Source organism: Fodinicurvata sp. EGI_FJ10296, from assembly GCF_040712075.1.
Classification (GTDB): domain Bacteria; phylum Pseudomonadota; class Alphaproteobacteria; order DSM-16000; family Inquilinaceae; genus JBFCVL01.
Window position 1 is genome coordinate 438,388 of the sequence record NZ_JBFCVL010000004.1, and the last position, 26,831, is coordinate 465,218.

A 26,831-nucleotide genomic window follows, 5' to 3' on the forward strand; every position below is an offset into this window, starting at 1 on the left:
GAGTGGGGCCTGTAGACCCCGCACGGCGCGGACGCGCACCCAACGATGCCGGCGGTTCCAATCAGATACTTGTCAGAACCGCATCGGACCCCGCATCGGCACTGATCGGCGCCTCCAGGTCGGGTTCGGGCGCGCAGGACAGATCCTTCAGCCCGTGACCGGTGGCGACGGCGACGACGCGCTCGCCGGGCGTTATGATGCCGCGTTCGCGCAGGTCAGAAAGCGCGGCGATGGGTACGGCGGCGCTGGGTTCCAGCACGATGCCTTCGCGCCGCGCCAGCCGGCGGACCGCGTCGGCGATCGCGTCGTCGTCGACGGCGGTAGCGGCGCCGCCGTATTTGCGGATCCAGTGCAGCGTGTAGTCGCCGTCGCGTTCATAGCCCGCCAGCGTGTCGTTGAGCGCCGAGGCGATCGTCGCCCGGTGCTGCCATGGCGACACGTCCCCGCCCTCGGCGAACGCTTTGGCGATCGGGGCGCAAGCGGCGGCCTGTATGGCAACGGGGCGCGGGATGCGGCCGATGCGCCCGGCCGCCTTCATCGCCTCGAATCCCTTCATCACGCCCGCCAGAAGCGGGCCGCTGGAAATCGGCAGCAGAACGACGTCGGGCTTCAGCGGCGCCAGTTCATAGGCGATCGTCGCATAGCCGTCGACGCCGTAGGGATTGTGAAACGTCGTCGTCAGATTGACCCAGCCGCGCTCGGCCGCCAGCGCGGCGGCCATGCGGCAGCAGTCGCTGGTCGCCCCGGCCACGGTTACCAGCCGGGCGCCGGTAATCGCGATCTGGCGAAGCTTGGCCGCCGGTGCGGTTTCGGGCACCAGCACGACGATCGGCAGGCCCGCCCGCGCGGCGTAAGCCGCGCCCGACGCGCCCGCATTGCCGCTCGACGACAGAACAAGCCCCTCCCGCCCGTGTTCGAGCGCCAGCGAGACCGCCAGCGCGATCGCCCGGTCCTTGAACGACCCGGTCGGCATGACGGAATCGTTCTTGATCCAGAAATCCGCCAGACCGGCATCCCGTCCGATCCGCCCGCATTCCAGCAGCGGGGACCGCGCCTCGCCCAGTGTGATCCTGTTGGCCGGTGCGCAATGGGGCAGAAATTCCGCCCATTGCCACAGGCTGTTGGGATCGGCGGGGTGATCGGCATCGGTGCCGTCATCGCGCCCATGGGTCGCGGCAGGACCGACATAGTTGAGAATGCCGCCGCAGCTCGCGCAGGTCGACGGCATCAGCGCGATGGAGACCGTCTCGCCGCACGATATGCAGCGCAGCGTTTCCGCCGGCATCAGCCGTTTCTCCCGGACTTTGCCGGTGCGGCTTTCAGGCTCGTCACGACCTCGGTCAGCGCCGCCACGACGGCATCGACGATGCGCTGGCCTTTTTCCGCCGTCCCTAGTGACGGATCGCCGACGGTGCCGGTACCGCCCGATTTCTCCGCCATGCTGCGATAGATAAGCCCGCGCGCGCCGGTCAGCATATCGCCCTCGGCCCAGTCGAATGTCGGCGCCCGCGACATGCCGGTGATCAGATCCGGACGAACGGCCTGCGGTGCAGTGTGCAGCATCAGCGACGTTTCGAACTCGCAGGCGTGGTTGATGCCGCCGAACGCGCTTTCGCGAATGGTGCGCAGTGCCGGAGCCGCCAGTTGCCACCAGGTCATGAACGCGATCCGGCAATCGGGGTGCCGCGCGCCCAGCTTTTCGACGAGGACCTGACCGACCGCCTGATTGCCGCCATGACTGTTCAGGATCACGATATTACGGAATCCCTGACGCATGACCGATGTCAGCATGTCGCCGGCATAAGCCAGGAACGTCTCGTGACTGACCGACAGCGTGCCCGCGAAATCCATGTGGTGTTCGGAACAGCAGACCTTGATCTGCGGCAGGATCAGGATGTCGTCACCGACCGCCTCGTCCAGCCGGTCCAGAAGATAGCCGCCGATCACCGCATCGGTCGACACGGCCAGATGCGGGCCGTGCTGCTCGATCGCGGCGATGCTCAGCACCACGACGGTCTTGCGGTCGACCGCACCGACCTCGGCGCTGGTCAGGTTTTCCCACTTCATCGACTCTTCCTCCCCGTTAACGGCAACACCCGGCGCACGACGTGGTGGCCTTTCCGGGGATCATTCCGGATGCCACCATTCGCCGCCGACAACCACGCCCTCGGCGAACAGCCGCCGATCGGCGTGCAGGATCTCGCCTTCGACATCCTCAAGTTCGTACTGCCCGTCCTTCAGCGACAGGACACTGGCGTCACCGGCCGCCCCCTCGCGGAAGGTGCCAAGGTCGGGCCGGCCGATCGCACGGGCGACGTTTTCCGTCGATGCCGCAACGACCGAACCGAGCGGGACGCCCAGCGCCAGGAATTTCGACATCGTCGTCACTTGATCGTATGCGGGGCCGTCGATGCAATAGGCATGAACATCCGACGAAATCGTGTCCGGGGGAAAATCGCCCGCCAGCATCGCCCGGGCGGTCTTGTACGAGAACGAGCCCATGCCGTGGCCGATATCGAAGATCACGCCACGTTCGCGCGCCGCGATCACCTCCGCCTTGACCGAACCGTCACCCTTGACGGGTGAATTCGGAAACGGCCGATAGCAGTGGGTAAGGACATCGCCCTTGCGCAGGCGCGAGACGACCGCTTCGTAAGACGGCGGCGGCTCGTCGATATGGCACATGATCGGCATCCCGGTTTCGTCGGCCAGTCCGAGCGCGACATCCAGCGGTGCGATGCCCTGGGGTCCGCTGGCGATTTTGCCGATCCGGACCTTGATGCCAACGATCACGTCGCGATTCCGATTGATCACGTCCGCGGCGTCCCTGGGCGCCATCAGCCGGAAATCATGGCTTTCTCCGACCATGATCGACGGCGAGAACCCGAATATCCCGGCGAAGGAAACGTGAAGGTAAACCAGAATGCGGGTCTGGCTGGGGTCAATCACATGCCGGCGAAAGCCCGCGAAGTTGCCGGGGCCGGCGCTGCCGGTGTCGACGCTGGTCGTCACGCCGCTCGATCGCGCATAGGCTTCGGCATCGATCCCGAGCGACGTGCCGCCCCAATAGACGTGCGTATGAAGATCGATCAGGCCGGGGGTCACGATCCGTCCGGAAACATCGCGGACCGTTTTTGCGGAACCGGCAAACCCGTCGCCGACAGCCGCCACCTTTTTGTTGCTGAAGGCAACATCGGCCACACGATCGATGCCAAGAGACGGATCGACCACGCGACCGCCCGTCAGGACGAGATCCCAATTCATATCACGCATACCTTGCAGTTCTTGTCGTGCGCATCCAGTCGATACGGCAACCTGCCGTTACGAGGCCGGCTTGTAGGCAACGGCTTCGACCTCGATCTTGATGTCGACCATCAAGCGCGACTCCACCGTGGTGCGGGCTGGCGGCTCGCTCGGGAAATAGGTGGCATAGACCTTGTTGAAGGTCCCGAAATCGCGCGCATCCTCCAGCCACACTGTCGTCTTGACGACGTCCGTCATCTCCGCCCCCGCAAGGGCGAGCGCCGCCTTGACGTTCTCCATCACCTGCCGGGTCTGTTCCTCGATCCCGCCGGATTCCATGACGCCGCCCGGGCGAACGGGCACCTGGCCCGAGGTGTAGATGAAATCACCGGCGCGAACGGCCGGCGACAGCGGTACATGCGCGGTTCCAAAAGTCGTTTTGGGCATGGATCGGGTCCTTTATGGCTTGGGCCAACCTGCGACGGTCGTCCTCAGATGTTTGGTAACTTTCTTACATTTTTTCGCGCTACCTACGTTTTGCGTCAAAAAATTGCAAGTTAGTTCCGTAATGAATGTTGCTTTTTTACATTTTGAATGTCAACCTCCCTCTCGGACGAATTGCCGGCAAGGCATCGCCGACGCATGAACAGGGATGCAGCGTTGTGACGACGACCGACATCATCAACCGGTTGCGGATGCTTTCGACCGACGGCAGCAAGGCCGAGCGGCGGCTGGCGGAAGTCATACTGGACGACGTCGAATATGCATCCAGGGCGCCGATTGCCGACCTGGCCCTGCGCGCCCGAGTCAGTGAGCCGACCGTCACGCGGCTGTGTCGATCGCTGGATTGTGACGGCGTGCGCGATTTCAAATTCAAACTGGCTCAGGTGCTGGCGATCGGGGGGCTCTATCTCTTCCCGGAGCCGCTGGTCCGCGACGAACGCGACGCGCGTATCGTCGACGCGGTGTCAGAGGGCGCGGCGCGGGCCATGGACCGCATGCGCGATATCGTCGACATGAACACGGTCAATACCGTTGCCGACCAGTTGATCAAGGCACGGCAGATCTGCGTTTACGGTTCGGGCGGCGTTTCATCACTTGGCGCCGTCGAATTGCAGAACCGGCTCTTTCGCCTCGGCCTGTCGGTCGTGTCGCATACCGACGGCCAGATGCAGCGCATGTCGGCCGCCGTCTGCGACAAGGATTCGCTGGTCGTGGCGATATCCGCCTCTGGCGAAGCCAAATCCATTATGGAATCGGTGCGCGTGGCCCGACAATACGGCGCCCGGACGATTGCGATCACCAATCCGGATTCCTCCCTCGCCCGGGAAGCCGAAGTGACGCTGCCCTTCGTCATCCCGGCCGACACCCAGCTCTACAAGCCGACATCAGGCCGATACGCGCTGCTGTTCGTCATCGACCTTATCGCCATGGCGACAGCGGAATCGATCGGTCCCCGCGTGCTGGAAGGGCTGCGCCGCATCCGCACCAGCCTGTCCGGCCTGAACATGAGCGATCCCGGCAGGCCCATCGGCGACTGACCGTCCTGGCGAAACCAGCAAGCGGCATCAACGAGAAGAGAAGCGGAAACGAATGAGACAACTCGCGGCTACGCTCAGTTACCGGATCAACAAAGTGGTCGAGCTTATTCTCATCGTGCTGATGGCCGCGTTGGTGATCGATGTCTGGATCGGCGTTGTGGACCGCTACTATTTCAGCTGGCAGTTCAACTGGCCGGAAACGCTGGCGCGTTATCTGATGATCTGGACGGTTCTGCTCGCCATCTCCACCGGAATCACGAACCGCGAACATATCGGTCTCACCATTCTCATCGACCGGCTGCCGGAGGTCGCGCGGCGCGGCGCCCTGATCCTGGCCGACGTTCTGGCGCTCTGCCTGTTCGGATACCTGTTCTGGTACGGGCTGGGCTTCGCCGCATCTGGGCAGTCCCGCCAGGCCATGATTTTCGGCATGAGCCTGGCGCCCGCCTATTCGGCGATTCCGGCCGCCGCAGGGCTGGCTGCCGTTCAGACGGCCCTGGCCATGATTCGCGATCTCGGACGGCACCACGTCCAGGATCAAGCACAGAAGGCCTGACCGATGATCGTCGCAATCATATTCGCCGTCCTGCTGCTGATCGGAACGCCGATCGGATTTGCTATCGGCCTGGCTGGTCTGGCCGGTCTGGTGGACATGGGCGGTGCCCAGTTCCTGGCCATGGGGCCGAGCCGCATGTTCAACAGTCTGGACGTGTTCCCGTTCCTGGCGATGCCGTTCTTCATTCTGGCCGGCGAGATCATGAATCACATCGGCATCACCAGCCAGCTGATGCGCTTCGCCCAGGTCCTCGTCGGCCATTTCCGCGCCGGGCTCGCGCAGGCGAACATGGTTGCATCGGTGCTGTTCTCCGGCCTCACCGGGGCGGCCACCGCCGACGCCGCCGCTTTCGGCAAGACCCTGGTCCCGGAGATGGTCAAGCAGGGGTACCGCCGCGACTATGCCTGCGCCGTCACCGCGGCCGGATCGATCATCGGCCCGACCATTCCGCCATCCGGCATCATGGTCGTCTATGGTTCGCTCATGGGTGTATCGATTGGCGGCCTGTTTGCGGCGGGCATCCTGCCGGGACTGGTCATCTGCCTCGTCTGCATGGCGGTCATCGCGCTCGGCGCCTCAAGTCAGGATCTTCCGGGCGCGACGACGCGGGCTTCCGCCAGAGAAATGGCGAAGACCTTTGTCACGTCGTTCGCCGCCCTGCTCATGCCGGTGATCATTCTGGGCGGCATCCTTGGCGGGATCGTCACGCCGACCGAAGCAGCGTCGGTCGCGGTCGCCTATGCCCTGTTTCTGGGCGGCGTGGTCTATCGTAACATCAGCTTCAACGCGCTCTGCCGGATGCTGCTGCGCACGGCCGTGATCAGCGGCGTCATCTTCGTCATCATCGCCTTCGCCAGCATGCTCGGCTGGTGGATGAGCTTCAACCGGGTCCCGCAGTTGATCGCCGAAACGGTGCTGTCGGTCTCCGACAACCGCTATATCGTGATTCTGCTGATCATCGCGGTGCTTATGGTTATCGGAACGATCATGGACGTCACGGCGATCCTGATCATCCTGACGCCGGTGCTCGTTCCCCTCGCCAACCAGATCGGTCTGGAACCGATACACGCCGGCATCATCTTCATCGTCGCCCTCAATATTTCGCTCATGACGCCCCCGGTGGGCGCATGCCTCTTCGTCCTCTCGTCGGTAACCGGCGAGACGCTCGAACGGATCGCGGCAAAGCTCTGGCCCTTCCTGCTCGCACAGATCGGAATCCTGATCCTGTTCGCCTTCTGGGAAGATCTGGCCCTGCTGATACCGCGGCTCCTGGGGTTCGCCTGATCGCCGAACGCCCTTCAATTACCAGTGATCGACCAACGATAAATCAGGAGTGACTAATGAACAGGAAGCATATTTGCGGATTTGCCGCCGCCTGCGCACTGACCGGCATGGCCTCGGGCGCCATCGCGGATGGCGGGCTGCTGAAACTGGCACACGACAATGCCCCCGATCCGTTCGACAATCCGGGGCACGCTTGCGCACAGGTGTTCTCGAACATCGTTTCGGCGGACACCAACGGCGCCATCGAAGTCGAGATGTATCCCAATGACCAGCTCGGCAGTAACGCCGAACAGGTGCAGATGGTGCGCGACGGCGTCATTCAGGCAACGATCGCGTCATCCGGCGCGCTTGCCTCTTACTATCCCAACATCGACGTGCTGAACCTGCCCTTCGCCTTCTCCGACAACGCATCAACCTACGAGGTGTTCGACGGCGCGTTCGGCCGTGCGCTGAAGGCCGACATCGAAGAGGAACTCGGCGACGTCGTGGTTCTCGGATTTCCGGATACCGGCGGATTCTTCGCCGTCACCAATTCGCAGAAGGAAATCGCCGATCTCGATGATTTCGAGGGCGTGCGCGTTCGGACCATGACGCTGCCGTCGCATCAGGTGATCATGAATGCGCTGGGTGCGGAATCCTACCCTCTGGCATGGGGCGAAGTCTATTCAGCCCTGCAGACCGGCGTAATCGACGGCCAGATGAATCCGGTGCCGATCATCTCGTTCTCGAATTTCTCCGAAGTGCAGCAATACATGACGCTGACGAACCACCTGTTTTCGCCATACATCATGCTGCTGTCGAAATCGTTCTGGGACGGTCTGAGCGAGCAGCAGCAGACGGTCGTTCGCTATGCCGCCGAATCCTGCGTCACCGCCTCGCGCGGGCTTTCGCGGATCATCGAGGCGTCGGATCGCGGGGTCGGCGGTCTGCAGGACTCGATGGAGATCACCGCCTTGTCGCCCGAGCAGCGCGACGCCATGCGCGACGCGACCCAGCCGCCGTTCGAAGCCCACATCCAGGAGGAACTGGGTGAGGACGCGGTCGAGTTGCTCGATCTGTTCAAGGAAAACGTCGCCGAGGCCAACGATTCCCAGTACCTGAACTAGCCACACCCAAAGGGTCAGGCCCAAATAGTCAGTCCCCTGACGAGCCCGGTCGGCGTTTCGCCCGCCGGGCTCGTGCGCGTGGTCAGGCCACTGGAACGATCACACCAGCAGCGGCATCATCAGGGTGGCGAGGCTGAGCACGAGGAAGAAGCCGGCCATGTCGGTGATCGTGGTCAGCACCGGTCCGCTGGCGACCGCCGGATCCTGGCCAAGCCGTTTCAGGATCAGGGGCGCGACACCACCGATCGAGACGGCGATCACCGTGTTCGCCGCCAGCGCCAGACCGACAACCAGCCCCAGCCACCCATTGCCCTTCCAGACCCAGGCGACGATGGCGATCAATATCCCCAGCGCGATGCCGTTGATGACGCCGACGGACAGTTCCTTCAGCCATACCCGCAGGGCATCGACCGGCCGCACCAGCCCCAACGACAATTCGCGCATGGTGACGCCAATCGCCTGCATGCCGGCATTGCCGCTCATGTCAGAGACCATGGGCAGGAAGATCGCCAGCGCGATCACGGCGGCCAGCGTCTCCTCGTAAAGTGCGATCACGCCCGCCGCCAGGATGTTCAGCACGATATTGGCCGACAGCCAGCCGAGCCGTCGTCCGGCCCGGATCTTAAGCGGCATGGAGCGCAGTTCATCGCCGAAAACGCCCTGCTGGCGAAGGTGAGACCGTTCCGCGCGCTTGACCAGCGCCTCGTCGACGGCCGATCTGGAAACCACGCCGACGAGGATTCCGGCCTCGTCCACGACCGGCAAGCCCAGAAAAGGGTGTTCGTCGAAGAGGTTCTCCAGCGTATCCAGCGGCGTGTCGACGCTGACGGTCATCGGCGCGATCATGATCTCGCTCAGGGCAACGCTGCGTCGGGTGGTCAGCAGCAGGCGCAGCGACACCACGCCAACCGGCCGGCCGGCGTCGTCCAGCATATAGGGATGCTGGCCGCGATAGCGTTCGAAATCGTCTTCCCCATCGCCGGCGAGCCGCTTCAGCACGGCGCCAACGGTGGCATGCTGCGGGAACGAGAACACCTCCGACATCATCAGACCGCCGGCGGACTCGGCATCGTATTCGACCAGCCGGCGCAGATCCGCGGCCTCGTCGGCATCCATCTCCGCGAACACTGCCTCGGCCGCCGCATCGTCCATCTCGCGGACGACATCGGCCTGAACGTCGCTGTGCATCTCGTCGAGGATTTCCGCGGCCCTGGCCGCCGCCACATGCTCGATCAGCTCGGCGGCCAGTTCATAGGGCGCCTCTTCGACCAGTTCCGCCGCCAGTTCCACCGGCATCAGGTCGAATGCCGCATAGCGCCGGGCCTGCGACAGATTGAGCAATTCGCGCAGCGCCTCGTTATACGGCAGCGGGTCGAGCAGCGCATTCAGCGCCGCGCCGTCGCCCGCGTCGATCGCTGCCTCAAGGCTTTCGGATATGTCGGTCTGTTCGGTCGTATCGCTCACGTCGCACCTCCTGTACTTGCAGATGGCGTACAACGAGGGTGGAATCATGTCCACCGGGGATCGGGACCACCGACGGCGCCAACGGTCGTCCTCGTCGCGAAATACCGCATTGCTTAGATTTATATCCTATAATACGATAAAATGAACAACAGGTGCCGGCAAGGTGGCGGCCGGCTCGACTGGGGGGAAGATGGCACGGGACAAGGTCGAACGACTGGTGGAATCCGCCGACCTGGTCGGCGAAGGACCAGTCTGGTACAGCGGTCTCCTGTATTGGGTGGACATCGTTGGAAAGGTCGTGAAATCACTCGACCCGGAAACCGGCGCAATGGACAGCTGGCCCACACCGGAATTCGTATCCGCGGTGATCCCACGCCGCGACGGCGGCTTCCTGCTGCCGATGGTCAGCGGCATTTTCCAGCAATCCACCGCCGACGGAACACCGACGCTTTGCTGTTCTCCGGACGCCGCCCGGCCGGGCAACCGGTTCAACGATGCCGGCGTCGACCCCAGAGGCCGGCTATGGGCCGGCAGCATGCAGAACAACATCAACGATGACGCCACCCCGCGCGAGATGGATCGCTGGTCGGGCGCGCTGTTCCGGATCGATCCCGACCGCACGGTGACGGAATTCGAAACCGGCCTTGGGATCGCCAATACCTTCGCCTGGAGCCCGGACGAGACGCGGTTCTATTTCGCGGAAACGCTCGACGGTTCGATACACGTCTACGACTTCGACGCAGACAGCGGCGAGATTGCCGCCAAGCGCCTGTTCGCGAGAACAGAGGGGCGCGGCGCACCGGACGGGTCCTGCGTCGATGTCGACGGCTGCCTGTGGAATGCCCGTTTCGGCGGTGGCGTCGTAATTCGCTATCGCCCGGACGGCGAGATCGACCGCATCCTGGAAATGCCCGTACCGAATGTCACGAGCTGCACCTTCATCGGCCCTCGGCTCGACCGGTTGGCCATCACCACAGCCCGGTTCGGCATGTCGGCCACCGAGTTGGACCGTTATCCCGATGCCGGCCATCTGTTCGTCGCCGATGTCGGCACGCAGGGTCTCGCCACCGTACCATTCGCCGGGTGACCGCAGCCTGCCACCTTAACGAGGAAACGCCGCCTTGCGAATCGAAGCCGTCGAAACGCTCCGTCTCGGAGAATTCCCCAATCTCCTGTGGGTACGCCTGCACACCGAAGGCGGCATTGCCGGGCTGGGCGAGACCTTCATGGGCGCCGCCGCCGTCGAGGCCTATATCCATGAACACGCCGCCCCGCGACTGGTTGGCGGCGACGTTCGCGACGTTGAGCGGCTGACGCGGTCGCTGTCGGGCTATCTCGGCTTTCGCGGCTCAGGGGTGGAAACGCGCGGCATCTCGGCGATCAATATCGCATTGTGGGATGCCTTCGGTCAGGTCGCGGGGATGCCGATCTACCGGTTGCTCGGCGGACCGTCGCGGGACAGCGTGCGCATCTACAATACCTGCGCCGGATACAAATACGTCCGCAAGGCGACATCGCAGCAGGTCGACAATTGGGGTCTGGGCGGCGACGAAGGGCCGTACGAGGATCTGGATGCCTTTCTGAACGATGCCGGCCCCCTGGCCGAAAGCCTGCTGGACCAGGGCATTACGGGCATGAAGATCTGGCCATTCGACCCGTATGCCGAGGCGTCGGGCGGGCTTTATATCGCGCCGGACGAGCTGGAACAGGCGCTGACGCCGTTCCGGCAGATCCGCGATGCCGTTGGCGAGCGCATGGACATCATGGTCGAGTTCCATTCGCTGTGGAACCTGCCGACGGCAATCCGGATCGCCGAGGCGCTGAGACCCTTCAACACCTTCTGGCACGAAGACCCGATCCGCATGGACAGCCTGGACGACCTGCGCGGCTATGCGGCGCGGTCGCCAGCGCCGGTTTGTGCTTCGGAAACCCTTGCCGGGGTCTCGGGCTTTCGCGATCTGCTGCAGACCGGCGCGGCCGGCGTGGTCATGCTGGACCTGTCCTGGTGCGGCGGCCTGTCGGAAGCCCGCAAGATTGCCGGCATGGCCGAAGCCTGGCATCTGCCGGTGGCCCCGCATGATTGCACCGGCCCGGTGGTCCTGACCGCCTCGACCCATCTGTCAATCCATGCCCCGAATGCGATGATCCAGGAAACGGTGCGCGCCTTTTACCATGGCTGGTACCGGGAGCTGGTAACCGACCTGCCCCCGATCGAGAACGGCACGATCCGGGCGCCGGAGGGGCCGGGCCTGGGTATCGCACTGCAACCCGGCCTGGAAGACCGGGACGATGCCATCCGGCGTGTGACGACGGTCAGCGACAGCTAGTCAAACCCGCTTATCGCCCCCGGCTCAGAGAACCACCTGAAAAATCACCACAACAATCATCAAAAGGGAGTAACGCAATGAACAGCACCAAAAGGATTCTTCTCGCCGGTATCGCCGCCGGTACCGCCGGCCTCGTCGCCGGATCGGCGCTCGCGCAGGATCAGGAACGCTATATTTTCGTTCACCACGCCAGCACCGGCAATGTTTTCTGGCAAGCGGTGCAGCAGGGCATGAACGACGCCTGCGAGCAGGTCGGCGCCGATTGCCAGATGATCTTTGCCCAGACCGAGGGCGATCTGCAGCAGCAATTGAACAATTTCCAGACCGCTGTTGCCCAGCAGCCCGACGGCATCGTCACCAGCATCGTCGACGACACCATATTCGATCAGCCCATCGCCGAGGCTGTCGACGCGGGTATCCCGGTCATTGCATCGAATACCGACGACAGCGAAGGCGCGGCCGGCAACCCGCGCCTGTCCTTCATCGGCCAGAATCTGACGGCCGCGGGCTATGGGCTGGCCCAGGCGATGTCGGACGAGTTCCCAGACGAAGGCCCGATTCAGGTGCTGATCGGCGTGTCGGAGCCCGGCCAGAGCTGGTCGGAACTGCGCGCGCAGGGCATCGCCGATTTCATGGACGACTATATCGACGCCAACCCGGACCGCGAGATCAGCTACGAACGGCTGGATTCCGGCACCGATCTGTCGGCGACCGCCAACCGGGTCGCGGCCTATGTTCAGGCCACGCCGGACCTCACCGCGTATTTCGATACCGGGTACTGGCACGCCGGCGCCGCCAACGCGCTGCGCGATCTCGACTACGAACCGGGCGATATCCTGCTTGGCGGTTTCGATCTCGTGCCGGTCGTGCTCGACGAAATGGAGGCCGGTTACATTCAGTACCAGATCGACCAGCAGCCCTATCTGCAGGGTTATCTGCCGATCATCCAGCTGGATCTGATGAACGAGTTCGGCCTGAGCGCCTGGAGTGTCGATACCGGCAGCGGGCTGGTCACACCGGACGACGTGGCGGAAATCCGGGCACTTTCGGAACAGAACGTCCGCTGAGTGCGGCAATCGCGAAAGGGGGCGGCACGCCGCTCCCTTTCGTTCGCCCGAACCGTCCCTGCCCGTTCATATCGGTTGCCGCTCCATGCGAAAATTCGTTCAGCTCTTTCTATCGCGGCCGGAGTTCAGTGCCCTGATCATGATCATCGTCGTTCTGATCGGGTTTTCGCTGTACTCGCCGTATTTCATGACGCCAACCAATATCCGCGTCGTTCTCGGCATCATTCCCGAACTGGGGCTGGTGGCCCTGGGCGTATCGATCCTGATGATCGCCGGTGAGTTCGATCTGTCGGTCGGCTCGGTGCTCGCGCTTACACCAATGGTCGCCTTCACAACGATGGCGGGCGGACTCGATCCGACGCTTGCCATCCTGCTGTCGCTGCTCGTCGCGCTGGGCATCGGATTCATCAACGCCCAGATCACGCTGCGCTTCAACATTCCGTCATTCATTACCACGCTGGGGATGTTGTTCATCGCCCGCAGCCTGACGGTGGTCATCTCCGGCGGATCGCCGCCGCCCTTTCCTGCCGACGCTCCCGCAGCGATCTTTGTCGAGCCTTTCGCCCTCTTCCGGATGTCGCTGATCTGGTATGCCGGCCTCGCCATTCTGCTGGGCCTGATGCTGCACATGTCGAATTTCGGCAACTGGGTGTTCGCCACCGGCGGCTATCGCCCGGCCGCACGCGACATGGGTATTGACGTATTCAAGGTGAAGACGGCCTGCTTCATGCTGTGCTCGTTCCTCGCCGGGTTCGCCGGTCTGATCCAGGCCTTTCGATTGCGATCCGCCCTGCCCTCGGCCGGTGTCGGGCTGGAACTGGAGGCGATCGCGGCGTCGGTCATTGGCGGCATGGCCCTGACCGGCGGCATCGGCTCTGTCCTTGGGGCCGTCATCGGCGCGTCGCTGATCCGGGTTATCGACAACGGGCTGGTGATGGCGCGGGTAGACGCGAACTGGTTCAACCTCGCCATCGGGACGCTGACCATCGTCGCCGTGATCTTCAATACCTGGATACGCGAACGGGCGCGGAGGATGCGGACATGACCGAGGTGACGGAACGCACGCACAGCAGCGGCGCCACGGCCGGAACAGCCGAGCCGATCATCCGCTGCGTCGGGCTGGATAAATGGTACGGCAGCGTCCACGCGCTGAAGAATGTCGATGTCTCGTTCAACAAGGGCGAAGTGATCGGCCTGGTCGGCGACAACGGCGCCGGCAAATCGACCCTGATCAAGATCCTGTCCGGCGCCCACGCGCCGGATGCCGGGGAAATCTTTGTCGAGGGCAAGCGCGTTCATCTGCGCACCACGCGCGACGCCATGGATCTGGGCATCGAGACCATCTATCAGTACACCGCGATGGTGCCGGATATGAGCATCGCGCGGAACATCTTCATCGGCCGCGAGCCGGTGTCGTTCCGGATCGGCCCGGTCGGCCTGCTCGATCGGCGCCAGATGGCCCGGGAGTCGATGGAGGCCTTGCGTCAGGTCGACCTGCATCTTCGCTCTCCCGATACACCCGTGGTCGAGCTTTCCGGCGGTGAACGCCAGGGCGTGGCGATCGCGCGGGCGATGTATTTCCGCTCCAAGGTCATGATCCTGGATGAGCCGACCAATCACCTGTCGCTCAAGGAAACGCAGAAGGTGCTCGATTTCGTTGCCGGACTGCGGGACATGGGCATTACCAGCGTGTTCATCTCCCACAATCTCCACCACGTCTATCCGATATCGGACCGGATCGTGGTCATGGCACGCGGCGAGAAGATCGCCGATCTGCCCAAGGCCGACACGACGATCGAGGCCCTTAGCGATCTGATCATCTGAGCAAGACCCATTGGCGGCAGAAAGTGACATGCCATGAAACGGTCCCGCATTGCCGACATCCGGGCGACATCGGTCAGCCTGCCGCTGGAGGCACCGCTGCGCCACGCCAACGGCGCCCATTGGGGCCGTTTCGTGCGCACCATCGTCGAGGTCGAGACCGATGACGGCCTGATCGGTCTGGGCGAAATGGGCGGCGGCGGACAGGCGGCAGAAGACGCCTTCGACGGACTGAAGCCCTATCTGCTCGGCCACGACCCGTTCAAGCTGGAAGCCATGCGGTTCGCGATCTGCAATCCGACCGCCTCGCTCTACAACAACCGCACTCAGTATCATGCGGCGCTGGAGTTCGCCTGCCTTGACATCATGGGTCAGAAGCTGGGGGTCCCGGTATCGGATCTGCTGGGCGGCGCGCTGCGCGATGCGGTGCCCTTTGCCAGCTACCTGTTCTTCCGGTATCCGGGTGTCGGCCCGGGTGTCGGCCCGGGTGTCGGCAGCGACGGTGACAACAGCGGCGAAGTGCGCACGCCCGATCAGTTGGTCGAGCACGCACTTGCGCTCAAGGCACGGCACGGCTTCACCTCGCACAAGCTCAAGGGCGGTGTTTTCCCGCCGGACTACGAACTGGAGGCGTATCGCGCGCTGGCCCATGCCCTGCCCGGTGATACGTTTCGCTATGACCCCAACGCCGCGCTCAGCGTCGAGGAAGGTATCCGCTTCGCCAACGGCATCGCCGATCTCGACAACGACTATCTGGAAGATCCGACATGGGGCCTGAACGGCATGCGGCGGCTGCGCGACCTGACCGGCATGCCGCTGGCCACCAATACGGTCGTAGTCAATTTCGAGCAACTCGCGGCCAACGTGCTCGATCCGGCGGTCGACGTCATCCTGCTCGACACGACATTCTGGGGCGGCATTCGTCCCTGCATCAAGGCGGCCGGGGTCTGCGAAACGATGCAGCAGTCAATCGCCGTCCACTCGTCCGGCGAACTGGGCATCCAACTGGCGACCATGCTGCATCTGGGCGCGGTGCTGCCGAACCTGACCTTCCACGCCGACGCCCATTATCACCATCTGCTGGACGACGTGATCGAGGGCGGCCCGATGACCTATCGCGACGGCGCCATCGCAGTGCCGACCGCTCCCGGCCTGGGGATCAAGCTGGATCGCGAAAAACTGGGCCATTATGCCGAGGCCTTCCGCGAACTGGGCGGCTATGCCTATGACCGCGACCCCGGCCGACCCGGCTGGTATCCGCTGGTTCCGAACACGCGCTGGGCCGATCCGGCCGACGACCGCCGCCCGGATATGCGGCTGCAATTCCCGGCCGGGTGAAGAAAGGCCGGTTGGCCAAAGGAGGAAACGACATGACGGAAATGCGCATCGACGGCAAGACGGCACTGGTCACCGGCGCTGCTGGAGGGCTGGGAGTTACCGACAGCCGGACCCTGGCCGAAGCGGGCGCGACGGTCGTGATGCTGGATATCGACGAGGACGGCGGGCGCAAGGCCGCCGACGCGATCAACGCCGGACTTCCAGAGACAGCCACACCGGTGACGTTCGTTCCTTGCGATCTGAACGACCTTCACGCGGCCCAGGCACTGGTCAAGGACCTCGGCGACAAGCACGGCGGCTTCGACATCCTGATCAACAATGCGGCGCTGATCCCGCTTGGGCCCATCGAGGAAATCTCGATCGATGACTACGAAAAGGTCATGCGGATCAACGCCCATGCCGCCTTCGCTCTCGCCCAGGCCGTCGTGCCGGGAATGAAGGCAAAGAAGGACGGCCGCATCGTCAACATGTGCTCGGTCACGCTCAGCGGCGGCTGGAAGGACTTCGTCCCCTATGTCAGTTCCAAGGGGACGCTGCTGGGCTTTACCCGGTCGCTGGCCCGCGAACTCGGCCCCTGGAACATCCGCGTCAACGCCATCAGCCCCGGCGCCATCCCGACAGAAGCCGAAGCCCGCGTCTGGGCCGACCAGCTGGAAAGCTATCGCAAGTTCATCCTCGACCACCAGAGCCTGAAATTCCGCGGCGACCCGCAAGACGTCGCCGACGCGATCCTGTTCCTGGTCTCGGACAAGAGCCGCTTCATCACCGGGCAAAACCTGCTGATCGACGGCGGCTGGTATATGGATGTGTGATGCAACTATCAGTCTTTGACCGGTGAATGCACTGCCGGGACGATCGGTCATCAGGATGTCGGCGATTTCCATGGCCATACTGATCGCTGGATCTACCACAGGTGATGACAAATCCCGCTCACCGACGCTATTGTCTCCGGCATTGGGACCGATATCGGAGATGACATTGACGCCCTCTGTCCACCGCCCCAGGATTCCGCCTACGAGGCCGCGTTGAAGCGATTATTCGATTGCTTCGTCGCGTTGATGATCCTTGTGCTGGCGACGCCTGTTCTAGCTTTCGTAGCGATCCTGGTGGCACGCAATCTCGGTCGGCCGGTGCTGTTTCGTCAACAGCGCGCGGGCCTGCATGGTCGGCCGTTCGCCATCCTGAAATTCCGGACGATGACCGATCAGACTGATGCCAACGGCAACCTTCTGCCGGACGAGGACCGCCTGCCACGATTTGGCCGGTTCCTCAGAAGCACATCGCTCGACGAACTGCCGGAACTGATCAACGTCCTCAAAGGAGAAATGAGCCTGGTCGGCCCCCGGCCACTCCATATGCATTATCTTCCGCTCTATTCCGACCACCATGCCCGACGCCATGAGGTCAGGCCCGGAATAACGGGATGGGCGCAGGTCCAGGGCCGCAACCAGGTCGATTGGGATACGAGGCTCGATATGGATGTCTGGTATGTCGACAACCGATCCTTCCGGCTCGACCTGACGATACTGGCCCGGACGGTTGGCGTCGTTTTCGGGCGCGAGGGCGTGTCGGCCGAAGGTCATGCGACAATGCCGCCGTTCACCGGCAGCGGCCAGGACCGGCGATGACGACAAACGCCATCATCATCGGTACCGGCGGCGTCGGCAGAGCCCTGCGCTATTTCATCGACGACGTCAATCGACACCAGCCGCGCTGCGAACCGGTATGGCGTCTCCTGGGCTATCTGGACGACGATCCGGCAAAATCCGGTTCGAGCATCGACGGCCTGCCGGTGCTCGGCCCCATCAGTGCCTGCAAGTCGTATATGGACGCCGCGTTCTTTCTGGGGATAGGCGACCCCGGGCATCGCCGATCGGCCTATGACCGCCTGATCGCGGAGCCTGCCTCGACGATCGCGCGCTTGATCCATCCTCGCGCCCATGTCGGCGGCAATACTACTATCGGCACCGGGACGATCGTCTATCCCGGCGCGGTCATCGATCCGGACGTGCGGATCGGCATCGGCGTTCTGATCAACCAGAACGCCACGATTGGTCATGATACTGTGGCTGAAGACTATGCCACGCTGGCCCCTGGCGTTCATATTGGCGGCGCCGTCAAGCTGGGTGCCGACTGCAATATCGGCATCGGCGCCAGCGTTATCCAGGGCCTGACCATCGGACGCGGCGCCGTGATCGGCGCCGGTGCCGCCGTCATCAACGACGTTGCACCCTCCACCACCGTCGTCGGCGTTCCGGCAAAACCAATCGGCAAAAAGCAAGGGTCCAACGGTGCAGAACCCGCATAAAAAGCTCTACCTCTCGCCGCCGCACATGTCCGGAGCGGAACTGGCAGCGGTCACCGAAGCGTTCGACACCAACTTCATCGCCCCCGCCGGGCCGATGATCGAGCGCTTCGAAGACTTTTTCGCAGAATACAGCGGGTTTGGCCATTCTGTTGCCCTGACCAGCGGCACGGCCGCCCTTCACCTCGCTCTGAGATATCTGAATATCGGAGCCGGCGACAAGGTCATCGCGTCGAGCATGACCTTCATTGGCGGCATCGCGCCGATTTTGTATCAGGGGGCGGAGCCGGTGTTCATCGACTCCGACCAGAGCTGGACGATGGACCCGGCGCTGCTCGAAGAGACGCTCACACGGCTGTCCGTGGCCGGCACCCAGGCCAGGGCGATCATTCCGACCGACCTCTACGGCCAGCCCTGCGACCTGGACCGGATCGTCGCACTGGGCGACCGGTTCGGCGTGCCCGTCATCGTGGATTCCGCCGAGGCGGTCGGGTCGCATATCGGCGACCGGCATGCGGGCAAAGGCGCCTGGGCCGCAGCCTATTCCTTTAACGGCAACAAAATAATCACAACATCGGGCGGCGGGATTCTGGCAACCGATGACACCGAACTGGCAGACCGTGCGCGCTTTCTCTCCCAGCAGGCGCGGGAACCGGTGCCACACTACGAACACGAAACATTCGGATACAACTATCGGCTCAGCAACATCGCCGCGGCGATCGGCGTCGGTCAGATGTCCGTCTTGCCGGAGCGGGTTGCGGCAAAACGGGCGCTGTTCGACTGCTACGTCGACGGGCTGGCCGCTTTGCCCGGGGTTTCGTTCATGCCGGAACAGCCGGGCACGCAAAGCAACCGATGGCTGACCGTGATGCTGATCGACCCGGAAAAAGCGGGTACCGATACGACCACGATCCGGCTGAGACTGGAGAATATGGATATCGAGTCGCGGCCGGTCTGGAAGCCGATGCACCTGCAGCCCGTGTTCGCGAGTAGCAGCGTCACCGGCGGCGCCGTGTCGGAAAGATTTTTCGCCCACGGTCTTTGCCTGCCGTCGGGAACGGCCATGACGGCGGACGACCAGAGCCGAGTGGTCGAGGCCGTTCGTTCTGCCTTTCCGGGATAACCGGCGTGAGGGACATCTCGGTGGAATCGGCGGCGTCAAACGGTTTGCGAAAACGCCTCCGCATGGCTAATAGTTGCCTCTGCCGGAGTGGTCGCGATACCGCTATTGGCGGTACCGCGAGCATGGGATCGGACATTACGGGGATGGGATGGTAGCGCATATGAGTAAGAATTTCGCATTGATCGGGGCGGCGGGATTTGTCGCACCGCGGCATATGAAGGCCATCAAGGAAACCGGCAACTCTCTTCTGGCGGCTCTGGACCCCAATGACAGTGTCGGCGTTATCGACAGCCATTTCCCGGATGCCGATTTTTTCACGGAGTTCGAGCGTTTCGATCGCCATGTCGACAAGCTGCGCCGCGACGGCCAGAAGATCGACTACGTTTCCATCTGCTCGCCCAATTATCTTCATGACGCGCATGTACGCTTCGCGCTGCGTTCGCAGGCGCATGCCATCTGTGAAAAACCGCTCGTTCTTACGCCGTGGAATATCGACGGACTCCAGGAGATCGAGCAGGAACAAGGTAAAAAGATCTACAATATCCTGCAACTCCGGCTGCACCCGGCTATACAGAAGCTGCGCGAACAGGTAGCGGCCGCCCCGGACAAGGTATTCGACGTCGACCTTACCTATCTGACGTCACGCGGCCACTGGTACTTCGTCAGCTGGAAGGGCGATGGTCACAAGTCCGGCGGCATTGCAACAAATATCGGCGTCCATTTCTTCGATATGCTGGGCTGGGTGTTCGGCGACCTGCAGAAGAGCACGGTTCACATCCACGACGACGATGTCGCTGCCGGATATCTGGAATACAAGAAGGCGCGTGTTCGCTGGTTCCTGTCAATCAACGCCGACTATCTGCCTGAAGACTGCAAATCCGCCGGCAAACGGACGTTCCGCTCGATCACGATCGGGGATCAGGAACTGGAATTCTCCGAGGGCTTCACCGACCTGCACACCGTCAGCTATCAGGACATCCTGAACGGCGGCGGGTTCGGGCTTTCCGACGCCCGGCAATGCATCCAGACGGTCTACGACATTCGCCAGCAGACGCCGGTCGGGTTGAAGGGCGACTACCATCCCTTCTGCAAGGTGGTCAAAGGTTAGGCACGCCTATGGCTGACGATGCAGCAAACGGCCCCGTTATCCATAGCAGCGCCATTGTCGATGACGGGGCGCTGGTCGGTCCGGGCACCAGAATATGGCATTGGGTGCACGTCAGCGCGGGCGCGCGGATCGGCTCCGGTTGCTCGCTCGGCCAGGGCGTGTTCGTCGGCGGCCGGGCAGTGATCGGCAACGGCGTCAAGATCCAGAACAACGTCTCGGTGTATGACGATGTCATAATCGAGGACGATGTCTTCTGCGGCCCGAGCATGGTGTTCACCAATGTCTACAACCCGCGCGCCCATGTCTCGCGCAAGGACGAGTTCCGGCAGACCCATGTGGGCCGGGGCGCGACACTGGGCGCAAACTGCACCGTCGTCTGCGGGATAACGATCGGCGCCTATGCATTCGTCGGCGCTGGCGCGGTCGTTACGCGCGACGTTCCACCCCATGCGCTGGTGACGGGGGTTCCGGGCCGGGTCAAGGGCTGGGTCAGCCACGCCGGGGAAATCCTGGGCGCGGATCTGGTTTGCCCGCGCGAAAACCGCCGCTACCGCCTGACCGATGCCGGGCTGCTGGAGGAAACGACAATTGGCTGACACGCCCATCGCCTTTATCGATCTGGCCGCCCAGCAGGCACGGCTCAAGGACGACATCGATCGCCGCATTGCCGCCGTACTGGCGCATGGCCGCTATATTCTGGGTCCCGAGGTCGCGGAATTCGAAACAGCGCTGGCCGACTTCTGCGGCGCCCGTCATGCCGTCGCCTGCTCGAACGGAACCGACGCGCTGTCGATGGCGCTGCGGGCGTGGGGCATCGGTCCCGGCGATGCCGTCTTCGTCCCGTCGTTTACGTTCATCGCGACGGCCGAAGCGGTCAGCCTCGTCGGGGCAACGCCCGTGTTCGTCGATGTCGAGCGCGACAGCTTCAATCTCGATACCGCCAGCCTCAGCAGCGCGATCGACAGCACGACCGATCTTCGCCCGCGCGCCGTCATCCCGGTCGACCTGTTCGGGTTGCCGGCCGGTCACAAAGCCATTGCCACCATCGCCGCCAGACACGATCTGCTCATTCTCGACGACGCCGCGCAGGGATTCGGCGGACGGCTGGACGGGCGGGCCGTCGGCACCTTCGGCCATGCCACATCGACCAGCTTTTTTCCGGCCAAGCCGCTCGGCTGCTATGGCGACGGCGGCGCGGTTCTGACCGACGATGCCGATCTGGCAGACCGGCTGCGGTCGATCCGGGTTCACGGCAAGGGCAACAATAAATACGACAATGTGCGTATCGGTCTGAACGCGCGCCTCGATACCATGCAGGCCGCGATCCTGTTGTCGAAACTGTCGATCTTCGCTGACGAACTGGAAGCCCGGCAACGCGTGGCAGCGCGCTATACCGACGCCCTCGCCCATTCTGCCGTCACCCCGCCCATGGTTCCGCCGGGTGCCTGGTCGGCCTGGGCGCAATATACCATCCTCACCGACCGCCGCGACGACCTGGTCGCCGCGTGTCAGGCGCGGGGCGTGCCGACGCAGATCTATTATCCGATTCCCATGCACCGCCAGACCGGCTATCGACACTATCCGCAGGCGCCGCAGGGATGCCCGAACGCCGACTGGCTTGCTGAACGTGCGATCAGCCTGCCGATGCACCCCTACCTGTCCGAAGCCGATCAGGACCGCGTCATCGACGCAATCCGCGCCGTGGGAGCCTCCAATGCGCTTTGACAAACCGGCTGCCGCCCGGAAAATCGGCGTCATCGGGCTTGGCTATGTCGGCTTGCCGGTCGCCGTCGCCTTTGCCGCCACCGGCCGGCAGGTCGTGGCCTTCGACATCAATGCCGAGCGGGTTGCCGAGCTGTCCGACGGCATCGACCGCACGCGCGAAGTAACCACCGGCCAACTGAACGCGGCTGCATTGTCGTTTACGACGGATTCGGACACGTTGGCCGAGGCCGACTTTTTCATCGTGACAGTGCCGACGCCGATCACCGATGCCCGACTGCCCGATCTGCGGCCCCTGCTCGCCGCGTCGCGCAGCGTTGGTGCAGCGCTGAAGCCGGGCGACGTCGTGGTCTATGAAAGCACGGTCTATCCCGGCGCCACAGAAGAAGACTGCGTTCCGGTGCTGGAGCAGGTCAGCGGCCTGAAATGCGGGCGCGACTTCTCGGTGGGATACTCGCCCGAACGCATAAACCCCGGCGACAAGACGCACCAGTTCACCGACATCGTGAAGATCGTCTCGGGCCTCGACGCCGACACGCTCGATCTGGTCGAAGCCGTCTATGCCAGCGTTGTGACGGCGGGCGTCTACAGGGCGCCGACGATCAAGACCGCCGAAGCGGCCAAGGTGATCGAAAATACCCAGCGCGACGTCAACATCGCCCTGATGAACGAATTGTCCCTGATCTTCCAGCGCCTGGGGATCGATACCCGAGACGTTCTGGCGGCGGCGGGCACCAAATGGAACTTCCTGCCGTTCTCGCCCGGTCTGGTCGGCGGGCACTGCATCGGCGTCGATCCGTATTACCTGACCCACAGGGCGCAGATGGCCGGCCACCACCCCGAGGTCATCCTGTCAGGGCGGCGGATCAACGACGGTGTCGGCGCCTTTGTTGCCCGTCAGGTCGTGCGACACCTGATGGGCCGCCCCAACGGCTCCAGGCCAGTGGTGACGATCCTGGGCCTGACATTCAAAGAGGACGTGCCCGACATCAGAAACACCCGGGTCGTCGACATCTGGCGCGAACTGAACGAATTCGGCGTCGACGTTCAGGTCGCCGACCCCTACGCCCATCCCGGCGAGACAATGGCCGAATACGGCATCGCACTGTCGGCGCAAGCGGACCTGCGACCCGCCGACGCCGTCATCCTCGCCGTTCCCCACGCCCCCTATCGCCAAGCCGGCTGGGATGCGATAATCCCGATTTTGAAGGACGGTGAAACCATGGTTGCCGACGTCAAAGGCGGTCTGGATCGCAGAGAATGTCCAGACGGAACGGCATTATGGCGCCTCTAGTCATACCGCAATCACAGCCCATAGCCTCGCGATCCTTCCAAGGACATCATAATGAGTAGCGCCATGAGCCGTCCTCGTTGGCAGATACGAAACCTGGCACCCGGATCATGGTCGCTCAGCCAGTATTACCTGTTTTTTCGCGTTGCACCGAAGAAATTTCTGACCATCTCGTTTCTGGAGACGATGAACAGATTTATCCTGATGGCCCTTTTCCTAATTCCCATACGCCTTCTCTTCCTGGCATCGAGCCCGGACCCAACCGTAACAATACCGTTCCTTGAAATTCAACATACCGTCGGACAGATAGAAGTTACCATACTTTCCATACCTGTCGGTCTTCTCGCCCTACTTTCACTGAAGGTAAAAGATTTCGCATCTGCCTATCTCGCAACGTTAGACACAGCGTACGATTTACCGGGACCCAACGCTAAATCTGCAAAGTCACTTAAGGTTGTCGTCAAGAAAGTGAGCGCCCTCACGGACGGCCTAGTCCTTGCCGTGGCCACAACCGTTGTCATGGCTGTTTTGCTCCCCTTCGAAACTGCGATCATTCTAACAGTTTTGATCGCCTGCCTTATGTTGCTGCGGTATCGTGTTAAACGTTCACTCCTCGACGTTGCCGAGACCGAAACCAATACAGACACCGACGATACCACAATCGAAAACAATCCCGAACATTCTACTAAGTCAACTGATGCCTTAACCCAAATCGTGATGATGCCTGTCTTCATCTATTTGCTGTCTGGCGCAATTATTTCTGGCGCAATTGGACCACTTTTAGGGCTCGCCTATCTACTATTATTTCGTATATTTATGGGCGCCAGAAAATCTATTTTCGTAAACATCGTACAACTCACGTCCGCACTAAGATCAAACCCAGTTCTAGTAAACCTAATGGCACCTACTCACAAAACAACCAAGGCGAAAAGCTAAAACATCTTCCTCCTTCTTTAATTCTTACTCTTCCCACATAAAGAGACGTCGGTATGGAATTTCAATTCGGGCCTTCCTATGCGAAACGCAACACCATCCGCGTATTGATGGCTGTTGCCAACGCAGCAATAGGCGACTCCCGCGTTATAAAAACGGCTCAAACTATCCACAAACTTGGATTCAAGGTGACTTTAGTCGGAATAGGCGGAGAAAGTTCAAAGACGTTAATCACACAGTTTCCGTTTGAGATCGTACAAATGAGAAACCCACGCTATCTTATGGAAGACATGGGTCTCTGGAAAATAAACGGTGGCGCAATCGACTATGCAAAATTTGCTGAACTTTTTGCTCAGCAAATCGTTGATCATTCGAAGCGACAATATCCATTCGATATATTGCACACACACGATATGATTGGCCTCTCTGTTGGCGCGTATATCAGACGCCATATCGGCCAGAAATGTTTTTGGATTCATGACATCCACGAATACGTGGCGGGCCTGACTGACATCGCCGAAAATTTGCGAGATCCGTTTCACAAGGCAGAACGGGAACACATACATGAGCCGGATGTTTTGACCACAGTGTCCGAACCACTCGCGAGAAAACTTCGTGAAGCCTACGATCTCTCACAGATCCACGTTCTATTAAATGCGCCGAGACTTAGTGATTTTGATAATCATTTTGCAAATGATGTCCGGACGTCGGCACGATTAGAAAGAAAAACGCCGCAGATATGTTACCTCGGGAACGTAAAACCTATCAGAGGTGTGGATCTTGTCGTCACTGCCATTGAAAAATTACCAAAAGTCCATCTTTCTGTCGTTAGCAACTCCACTTCTGGCCTAAATGGCCTTACGACTATGGCGGCTGATCTTAAGATTGCACACCGTCTGCACACGCATCCATACGTTCAATTCTACAACGTGACATCTTATGTCAGGACTGCGACGGTCGGCGTCCACCCAATTCGGCGCTATCCAAACTCAGAAATCGCGCTACCGAACAAATTGTTTGAGTACATGCACGCTGGGATTCCTTCCATCGTTAGCGACAGCGCCGCCATGAAGGCCTTCGTGGCGGAGCACGACATCGGATGCGTGTTTGAGTCGGGTAATTCTGAATCGCTTTCCGCCCAAATTGAGATTTGCCTGGATAGAGTTCGCAGTGACCTAGGGTGGCGCGATCATATCCTTGCTGCCTCTCGCAGATTTAACTGGGAGATACAAGAAGATACACTCGCCAGAATTTATGATTCATATGTGGGGCTCCAGAAGATACCGAGCGCGTCGAATGTCACACAGGGTAAAATCGCCCACCTTCCAACTGCTTCGGCAGGTCAGCCGAGAACTCTGTCGGATGGGTTGTCTAGAATCGGGCGATCTGCAGTTTCCTTGGCAATCAGTCGACACCCCTATGGTTACGAGCCCGACGAGTACATTGAGAACGCCTTTGGCGACATTGATCGCGTTGGGGACCAACTAAATTCTCTTGCCGCCCGATTCGATATTTTCCATTTTCACTCTAGAACACTACTGCATTCTTCAGATCGCCGCTACCCGACAGCAAATGATGCGCTTGCATTGAAAACTACGGGAAAACGTCTCTACTTTAGCTTTCGTGGTTCAGAATGTCGCGTTGGCGAAATTTTCCGACTGGCATCCCCTTATCACTATGTAAATGATGAGCCATCTCTTTTCCGTGATGTTTTTTCCGACATCAGCAAGACTCAATATATAGAAAGTATTTCTCGAATTTTTGATGGCATATTTGTAACGGATCCTGAGTTACAATCCTACGTTCCAAATTCCGTCATTCTTCCTCGTGTGGTCAATCTGGATGAATACGATTATAGTCCTTCAGCAGAAATTGACTGTCCTCTTATCGTACATGCACCTTCAAACAGAGGTGTGAAGGGAACTCAATTTGTGCTTGAGGCCGTGAATAGGCTACGTGACGATGGATTTAATTTCGAGTTTTCTCTTGTTGAGGGTGTTTCCCACGAAGAAGCAAAAGCACTTTATCGCAGTGCCGATATTGTCATAGACCAACTCCGAATTGGGTGGTACGGCGTTCTTGGCGTAGAAGCAATGGCACTTGGTAAACCTGTGATCAGTTATATTCGCGACGACATTAAGCACTATTTGCCTACTCCCTTACCTCTTGCAATAGCGAATCCTGATAATCTGCTTGAGGTTTTAAAGCAATTGATTCAAGATTCTGAGCTTCGACAGTCGTTAGGTTCGCGAGCCCGCGATTACGCCGTCAAGATGCATGACGCGTCGGCCGTTGCCAGCAATCTCGCCCAGTTATATGACACAAAGACTGTTGGTAGCCAACCATCGTCGATTCTGGATTTTGTGGCGTCCCAGCAAGAGCAGGATTACTCCAACAGCAAAGGATGGGCGATTGATCTACGCGGTGCCGGCTCATCTGTTAGTAAAGGATTTAGACGTCTTCGGTTCCGGTTTTTGACGTTCCTTTCATTAGCCGAGCGGGACGGGTGGCGGTCGGCTGGCCGAAAGGCGTTTAGCAAACTCACCCCCTCTCTACGACGGCGGGATGGTTAGGTATTTGTATGGCTTTTCAAATCGCATAA

Annotated in this window: 25 protein-coding genes; 20 read left to right on the plus strand and 5 right to left on the minus strand. The window is 61.3% G+C overall.

Going from position 1 to position 26,831, the window contains the following annotated elements:
* Nucleotides 1-61 precede the first annotated feature (61 nt).
* The 4 genes from thrC to ABZ728_RS10905 are packed head-to-tail and all read right to left on the minus strand — an operon-like array spanning nucleotide 62 to nucleotide 3,690.
* Nucleotides 62-1,285 (minus strand): threonine synthase, encoded by a 1,224-nt coding sequence (gene thrC / locus ABZ728_RS10890; protein WP_366656128.1) that lies wholly within the window; start codon nucleotides 1,283-1,285, stop codon nucleotides 62-64.
* Complete coding sequence (locus ABZ728_RS10895) at nucleotides 1,285-2,067, minus strand: creatininase family protein (RefSeq protein WP_366656129.1); 783 nt, start codon at nucleotides 2,065-2,067, stop codon at nucleotides 1,285-1,287. Before ABZ728_RS10895 ends, thrC begins: the two co-directional genes overlap by 1 nt.
* A gap of 60 nt (nucleotides 2,068-2,127) precedes the next feature.
* On the minus strand, nucleotides 2,128-3,273 hold the full coding sequence (locus tag ABZ728_RS10900; RefSeq protein WP_366656130.1) for an amidohydrolase/deacetylase family metallohydrolase: 1,146 nt from the start codon (nucleotides 3,271-3,273) through the stop codon (nucleotides 2,128-2,130).
* 48 nt (nucleotides 3,274-3,321) lie between these two features.
* Nucleotides 3,322-3,690: a RidA family protein gene (locus tag ABZ728_RS10905; protein ID WP_366656131.1), complete on the minus strand. Its 369-nt coding sequence runs from the start codon at nucleotides 3,688-3,690 to the stop codon at nucleotides 3,322-3,324.
* Nucleotides 3,691-3,905: 215 nt separating this feature from the next.
* Between ABZ728_RS10905 and ABZ728_RS10910 the strand changes: the two genes are divergently transcribed.
* From ABZ728_RS10910 to ABZ728_RS10925, 4 genes are read left to right on the plus strand one after another with little or no spacing between them, the layout of a single operon-like run.
* A complete protein-coding gene (locus ABZ728_RS10910; RefSeq protein WP_366656132.1) occupies nucleotides 3,906-4,784 on the plus strand; it encodes a MurR/RpiR family transcriptional regulator in 879 nt (292 codons plus the stop codon).
* Nucleotides 4,785-4,836: 52 nt separating this feature from the next.
* A complete protein-coding gene (locus ABZ728_RS10915; protein ID WP_366656133.1) occupies nucleotides 4,837-5,340 on the plus strand; it encodes a TRAP transporter small permease in 504 nt (167 codons plus the stop codon).
* 3 nt (nucleotides 5,341-5,343) lie between these two features.
* On the plus strand, nucleotides 5,344-6,624 hold the full coding sequence (locus ABZ728_RS10920) for a TRAP transporter large permease (RefSeq protein WP_366656134.1): 1,281 nt from the start codon (nucleotides 5,344-5,346) through the stop codon (nucleotides 6,622-6,624).
* Nucleotides 6,625-6,680: 56 nt separating this feature from the next.
* Complete coding sequence (locus tag ABZ728_RS10925) at nucleotides 6,681-7,730, plus strand: DctP family TRAP transporter solute-binding subunit (RefSeq protein ID WP_366656135.1); 1,050 nt, start codon at nucleotides 6,681-6,683, stop codon at nucleotides 7,728-7,730.
* A gap of 99 nt (nucleotides 7,731-7,829) precedes the next feature.
* Here ABZ728_RS10925 and mgtE read toward each other — a convergent pair whose 3' ends face one another.
* Nucleotides 7,830-9,194 (minus strand): magnesium transporter, encoded by a 1,365-nt coding sequence (gene mgtE, locus ABZ728_RS10930; protein ID WP_366656136.1) that lies wholly within the window; start codon nucleotides 9,192-9,194, stop codon nucleotides 7,830-7,832.
* Nucleotides 9,195-9,384: 190 nt separating this feature from the next.
* On the opposite strand from mgtE, the gene ABZ728_RS10935 reads away from it, so the two are divergent.
* The 16 genes from ABZ728_RS10935 to ABZ728_RS11010 all read left to right on the plus strand — a co-directional run bounded on the left by ABZ728_RS10935 (nucleotide 9,385) and on the right by ABZ728_RS11010 (nucleotide 26,802).
* On the plus strand, nucleotides 9,385-10,281 hold the full coding sequence (locus ABZ728_RS10935) for an SMP-30/gluconolactonase/LRE family protein (protein WP_366656137.1): 897 nt from the start codon (nucleotides 9,385-9,387) through the stop codon (nucleotides 10,279-10,281).
* A 34-nt stretch (nucleotides 10,282-10,315) separates the two neighbouring features.
* The gene (locus tag ABZ728_RS10940; protein ID WP_366656138.1) at nucleotides 10,316-11,521 is read left to right on the plus strand and encodes a mandelate racemase/muconate lactonizing enzyme family protein; all 1,206 of its coding nucleotides are present in this window, start codon (nucleotides 10,316-10,318) and stop codon (nucleotides 11,519-11,521) included.
* A 77-nt stretch (nucleotides 11,522-11,598) separates the two neighbouring features.
* Nucleotides 11,599-12,588, plus strand: coding sequence for a sugar ABC transporter substrate-binding protein (locus tag ABZ728_RS10945; protein WP_366656140.1), 990 nt, complete (start codon nucleotides 11,599-11,601; stop codon nucleotides 12,586-12,588).
* Between the two features lie 85 nt (nucleotides 12,589-12,673).
* Complete coding sequence (locus ABZ728_RS10950) at nucleotides 12,674-13,633, plus strand: ABC transporter permease (RefSeq protein ID WP_366656141.1); 960 nt, start codon at nucleotides 12,674-12,676, stop codon at nucleotides 13,631-13,633.
* A complete protein-coding gene (locus tag ABZ728_RS10955) occupies nucleotides 13,630-14,412 on the plus strand; it encodes an ATP-binding cassette domain-containing protein (protein WP_366656142.1) in 783 nt (260 codons plus the stop codon). Before ABZ728_RS10950 ends, ABZ728_RS10955 begins: the two co-directional genes overlap by 4 nt.
* 33 nt (nucleotides 14,413-14,445) lie before the next feature.
* Nucleotides 14,446-15,747 (plus strand): enolase C-terminal domain-like protein, encoded by a 1,302-nt coding sequence (locus ABZ728_RS10960; protein ID WP_366656143.1) that lies wholly within the window; start codon nucleotides 14,446-14,448, stop codon nucleotides 15,745-15,747.
* Nucleotides 15,748-15,779: 32 nt separating this feature from the next.
* The gene (locus tag ABZ728_RS10965; protein WP_366656144.1) at nucleotides 15,780-16,559 is read left to right on the plus strand and encodes a glucose 1-dehydrogenase; all 780 of its coding nucleotides are present in this window, start codon (nucleotides 15,780-15,782) and stop codon (nucleotides 16,557-16,559) included.
* Between the two features lie 213 nt (nucleotides 16,560-16,772).
* Complete coding sequence (locus ABZ728_RS10970) at nucleotides 16,773-17,375, plus strand: sugar transferase (RefSeq protein WP_366656145.1); 603 nt, start codon at nucleotides 16,773-16,775, stop codon at nucleotides 17,373-17,375.
* The gene (locus ABZ728_RS10975; protein WP_366656146.1) at nucleotides 17,372-18,055 is read left to right on the plus strand and encodes a NeuD/PglB/VioB family sugar acetyltransferase; all 684 of its coding nucleotides are present in this window, start codon (nucleotides 17,372-17,374) and stop codon (nucleotides 18,053-18,055) included. Before ABZ728_RS10970 ends, ABZ728_RS10975 begins: the two co-directional genes overlap by 4 nt.
* Nucleotides 18,039-19,175 carry a DegT/DnrJ/EryC1/StrS family aminotransferase gene (locus tag ABZ728_RS10980; RefSeq protein ID WP_366656147.1) on the plus strand — a complete coding sequence of 379 codons (1,137 nt, stop codon included), beginning with the start codon at nucleotides 18,039-18,041 and terminating at the stop codon, nucleotides 19,173-19,175. The genes ABZ728_RS10975 and ABZ728_RS10980 overlap by 17 nt, the downstream gene beginning before the upstream one ends.
* A gap of 160 nt (nucleotides 19,176-19,335) precedes the next feature.
* Nucleotides 19,336-20,283: a Gfo/Idh/MocA family oxidoreductase gene (locus tag ABZ728_RS10985; RefSeq protein WP_366656148.1), complete on the plus strand. Its 948-nt coding sequence runs from the start codon at nucleotides 19,336-19,338 to the stop codon at nucleotides 20,281-20,283.
* 8 nt (nucleotides 20,284-20,291) lie between these two features.
* Nucleotides 20,292-20,879, plus strand: coding sequence for an acyltransferase (locus ABZ728_RS10990; protein ID WP_366656149.1), 588 nt, complete (start codon nucleotides 20,292-20,294; stop codon nucleotides 20,877-20,879).
* Nucleotides 20,872-22,008 carry a DegT/DnrJ/EryC1/StrS family aminotransferase gene (locus ABZ728_RS10995; RefSeq protein ID WP_366656150.1) on the plus strand — a complete coding sequence of 379 codons (1,137 nt, stop codon included), beginning with the start codon at nucleotides 20,872-20,874 and terminating at the stop codon, nucleotides 22,006-22,008. Before ABZ728_RS10990 ends, ABZ728_RS10995 begins: the two co-directional genes overlap by 8 nt.
* Complete coding sequence (locus tag ABZ728_RS11000) at nucleotides 21,998-23,299, plus strand: nucleotide sugar dehydrogenase (protein WP_366656151.1); 1,302 nt, start codon at nucleotides 21,998-22,000, stop codon at nucleotides 23,297-23,299. Before ABZ728_RS10995 ends, ABZ728_RS11000 begins: the two co-directional genes overlap by 11 nt.
* Nucleotides 23,300-23,350: 51 nt before the next feature.
* Nucleotides 23,351-24,232 (plus strand): hypothetical protein, encoded by an 882-nt coding sequence (locus ABZ728_RS11005; RefSeq protein ID WP_366656152.1) that lies wholly within the window; start codon nucleotides 23,351-23,353, stop codon nucleotides 24,230-24,232.
* Nucleotides 24,233-24,285: 53 nt separating this feature from the next.
* Nucleotides 24,286-26,802, plus strand: coding sequence for a glycosyltransferase (locus tag ABZ728_RS11010; RefSeq protein WP_366656153.1), 2,517 nt, complete (start codon nucleotides 24,286-24,288; stop codon nucleotides 26,800-26,802).
* The last annotated feature ends 29 nt before the right edge of the window (nucleotides 26,803-26,831 follow it).